General features: G+C 59.8%; 3 protein-coding genes. 1 reads left to right on the top strand and 2 read right to left on the bottom strand.

Annotation, left to right across the window (positions count from 1 at the left end; genetic code table 11):
• Nucleotides 1–457, top strand: a 457-nt coding sequence (locus HMPREF2990_RS02700; RefSeq protein ID WP_141757773.1) for an IS6 family transposase, incomplete at its 5' end; no start/stop codon positions are given.
• Between the two features lie 674 nt (nt 458–1,131).
• Here the strand turns inward: HMPREF2990_RS02700 and HMPREF2990_RS13095 are convergent.
• Both HMPREF2990_RS13095 and HMPREF2990_RS13090 read right to left on the bottom strand, forming a co-directional pair.
• Nucleotides 1,132–1,875 (bottom strand): hypothetical protein, encoded by a 744-nt coding sequence (locus HMPREF2990_RS13095; RefSeq protein ID WP_210399957.1) that lies wholly within the window; start codon nt 1,873–1,875, stop codon nt 1,132–1,134.
• Between the two features lie 36 nt (nt 1,876–1,911).
• Nucleotides 1,912–2,436: a plasmid recombination protein gene (locus tag HMPREF2990_RS13090; protein ID WP_210399956.1), complete on the bottom strand. Its 525-nt coding sequence runs from the start codon at nt 2,434–2,436 to the stop codon at nt 1,912–1,914.
• Nucleotides 2,437–4,091: the final 1,655 nt, after the last annotated feature.

Here is a 4,091-nt window from a genome sequence, read left to right as displayed (position 1 = left end):
CGGGGGAAAGTGGTGCTACCTCTATCGGGCCATCACCGCGGGTGGGCATACCCTGGATTTTTACCTGTCCCCAAAGCGTAATGTCGCCGCAGCGAAGCGTTTCCTGGCCAAGACCCTGAGGTCGAACACGATAACCGGGTTCCCGCGGGTCATCAACACCGACAAGGCACCAGCTCTGGCCAAGGCAATATCCGAGCTGAAGGCGGAGGGAATCTGCCCTCAGACGGTGGAGCACCGGCAGGTGAAATACCTGAACAACGTTATCGAGGGAGATCATGGCCGACTTAAAGGAATCCTGGGGCCGAAGGTAGCGTTCAAAAACCGGACCTCGGCGTACCGGACGTTGAAAGGGATGGAAGCGATGCACTCATTACGGAAAGGCCAGGGCGCGATGTTTGCCTACGAGCAACCGAACCCGGATGCGGTGATCGTCAGCCGGGTGTTCGAGGCTGCCTGAGAACGCCGACCCGCAGCGAGCATCAGAGGATGAAGACTGGGTCGTCACGGCTCTCCGCCTGAAGTTTGCAACAGCACCAAGGCGCCGTTCGGACGTCGTAGGGGAATAGCGGTGGTGCAGCTCTAGGTGCACTGACATTTCACGGTGCATTTCACACGCCGCTTTGTTGCACATCACCCGTGCTGTTTTACAGTGCAGTGCAGCGGTGCTTTTACTGGCGTTTCTGCTGCGCAATTCACTGCACTATGTAGTGGACGCGACATTTCATTAACACGTAGGTTGCACTGTGTATTGGGCACCCATTTCATCGACACGTTTACTGCGCAATCAAATGCCCTGTCACTTTAATGACATGTGAATCGGGCAATAAAGTGGCTCGCCATTCTATTGACACCTTTACTGCGCAACAGAATGACAACGACATTCTGCCGGCCCTTTTGCGGGCGTCTCTTCTGCGCAGCACATGCGCCGCCGTACACACCGACGTACTGCGCACTATCTCCGCCACTTAACAGGCCAATTCACTGCGCAACGTAGTGACACTGGCCCCGCCTAGCCGAGATTTCTTCGCTTTTCGCCGAATCTCAGCGGTTTGCCCGCCGCCGATGACCGACGGACGCCGACGGCACCCTATACGGCCCTCAGAAGGCCGTACAGGGCAGGGGAGAGCGCCCCTACAGCTCCATGCCGCCGTCGTGGTCACGCTGCTGCTGTTGCTGCTGGCGGCGCTTCTCAATGCGCTCACGTGCGCGCTGCTGCGCCCCGTCCTTCTTGCCTGAGGTCTGCGACTCCCTGAACAGCGTGTAACGCTCAAGCAGCTCCGGGCTACGATGCAGTTCTTGCACCAGGAACTTCTTATCCAAGTGCTCCAACTGCTGTCCTGACTTCACCGCTTCTTCGATGATGATGGCGGCTTCGTCTTCGGCATCCGCGTGCGCGTTGCGGCGGATCTGATCAGCCTCATCGTGAGCATCCTTGCGCGTTACTGCAGCGTCGCGTGTGGCCTCGTCGCGGACGCTCGTGGCTTCATCTCGTGCTTTGTTGCGGATCGTCTCGGCGTCGCGCTCAGCCTGCTTATGGGCCTCGTCGGCCTTGCGAGTTATCGACTCCGCTTCGTTGCGGGCCGTGGCTGTAATCGCGCTCGCCTTGGCCCGTGCAGTCTCTTCGGCTCGTTCGAGCAGCTCGTCTGCTTGCGCTTCGGCAAGGCCCATGGTCTGTTCGGCGTCCTGGTCGGCTTTCTCGCGTGATTCACGAAGTACGCGCTCAGCAACAGCGCGGGCCTGTTCTTCGGCGTGCTGCAGCACACTTTGCGCTTTCTCGTTGGCTTCTTGGGCCTGCTTGAGTTCTTTTGCTGCCTGCTCGCGATCACGCTCGATCGCGTCCATGTCGCGCTGCACGGAGCGCTTCTTGACTTCCACTTCACGTTCGCGGTTCTTGAGATCCCGCTCTCGGTCTTACTGCTCGGTGTAGCGGTCGAGGTTCAGCGACTCGTCGTGTCGTTCAGAGACTTCCAGCTCGACCGGATAACCCAACGAGTGCATGTGTTCACGAAGCCCTCGCTGTGCATCGATGAACTTCTGTTGGCCCGATATCTGCTTGCCCTTCTTCGGGTCGTCTTTGTACCGCACCGTGGGGTCTGTGTTGTACGCGATGCCAGGGCGGCAACGCAGCGTACCGGGCTTGTCCGGATGGGGGGGAGAGAGGGTGTCCGCCTGAAACTGGATGTGTGGCGTCGATTCGTCGAAGTTCATGTCCCCGCCGGCGACTGCGTCGATGCCGCCGGGAATGAAGTTCTCGGCGAGCCAACGCATTGACTCTTCGGGGTACTTCTTTGCTTCTTCGTAGTCGCGGGCGACATAGCGCGGACGTTTCACTTCGCGCCCGTCCACCTCACTGGTGTAGTAGTCGGGGATCTCCTTGCACATCGACTTCGGCGGATACACGACGAACAGCGACGTCTCGAAACTGTTCTTCTGCACGCGCACTCCGTCCATCCGAGGCGTCTACGGCCGCCACAGGGCCGTACAGCCGCTGCCACAAAGATGAACCAATCGAGTCGCGGCGCTATGAATTTGTGTCAGCAGCTGCCGCTGGATCTGCTGCAGCGCGGGCGCTGCGAAACACACGTCGCTGGCGGTGTATCTCACATGCGCTGTCGCGCATATGTCCGCCGCGAGCGTGATACGTCTGCACCGATAGTGTGCTTGTTGTACGGGCCGATATGGAGTGTGTTACTTCAGGCCCGTGTCTCAACCCCCGCAGCAGCATCAACACCGCCTTGCGGCGGATAGCTCGCTGCGGGATTTTCACCACCCTGCAATGACCGCCTGACGGCGGTGTCACGGTGCAGGGTGTGGCTGTGCGCACCACTTAGACGATGTCGGTCTTGCCGTTCGGTTAGACACCTTGCGCTCGCAAGCTCGCTGCAGGTGTCTCGATGACGCGGGAAGACGCCGCAAGCGGCGTTTCCACCCGTCATCGGCCCTTACTTTAAGACCGACATACAGTGGCTGACGCCACACGTGGTGCGCACAGCGTGGCGACCTGCAGGTTTTGCATAGGCACCATGTGCGCTTCGCGCATCAACGGGCCGTTTCGGGTAAGGGTCGAAGACCACGTAAAGACCCGAAACACGCAGGTCGCAGCCCCCTTCTGTGTCAAAACCCCTATATGTTTGTCGTTATAGGGGTAGAAGGGGGAAAAGGGCATAAGGGGGTGCGACGCCTCCGCTGCGCTCCGGCGCTCGGCATAGCCGAGGCACTGCACCGGGTATTACTACTCGCTGGCGCTCGCATAACCCGGTGCCCGGCGCTGGCGCGCCGCCCCTTATAGCCCCAGACTCAGACCTCGCTCGCTCGGTCTGGCTGGGTCTACCTTTCCCTCCGCTGCGCTCCGGTCAAGGTGCCCAATAGTGCAGCTGGCGCTGCACCTTGTGTGATGACCCATGCTCTGCATCACGACACTGCCGGCAATCCGATATATCCCGTTGATATACATTCGGATATGCCAGCATCGATGTGTCGTGTTTGGGTCATCACGAAACGCTCCATCACGGCAAGCCTGCCGAGATGGATATTGGCGTATCTCACGACGCGTCCATTATGCGGCATGCGCCGCATACCATCTGCCGTCGCGGTTGCATCTTCAGCAGCACAGCTGCTGAAATCTGCTCTGTCCACGCTGCTGTCTTTGCTGCACCCACGGCCCCGTCTTCGGCATATTTCAAGTCCACACAAGACTATGCCGGCCAGAACCGCGCATAACAGCAGCGCGACATACCGCCAGCCATGTGGCGGATGATCCAGGCGACGGGGCAGACGTGTATATGCCCCGTCGCCGATACCGGCGCAAGCATCGTGACAGTGTCACGTGTAGCGGTGCCGCAGCCACCCGCACACACGCGAAAACCCCGCCCTTGCGAGCGGGGTGTGTGGCGACATCAAACGTGACGGCTGTACGTCGTCACGCCGCGTGGCCGTACACACATGAGGTGATTGCGTGTACGGCTAAAGGGTTAGTCGGGTACAACTTCTAGATGCCGCTTCGGCTTACTGCCCTCGGTGCTCTCAGGCGTGTCGCCGTCACCGTTCTCAGGTGTATCGCTGTCCCCTTCGGTGCTGGCGGACTTGTCACC

The organism is Corynebacterium sp. HMSC071B10 (assembly GCF_001814825.1).
Classification (GTDB): domain Bacteria; phylum Actinomycetota; class Actinomycetes; order Mycobacteriales; family Mycobacteriaceae; genus Corynebacterium.
Note: the sequence above shows the minus strand (reverse complement) of the source record. Positions and strands in the feature narration are given on the sequence as shown.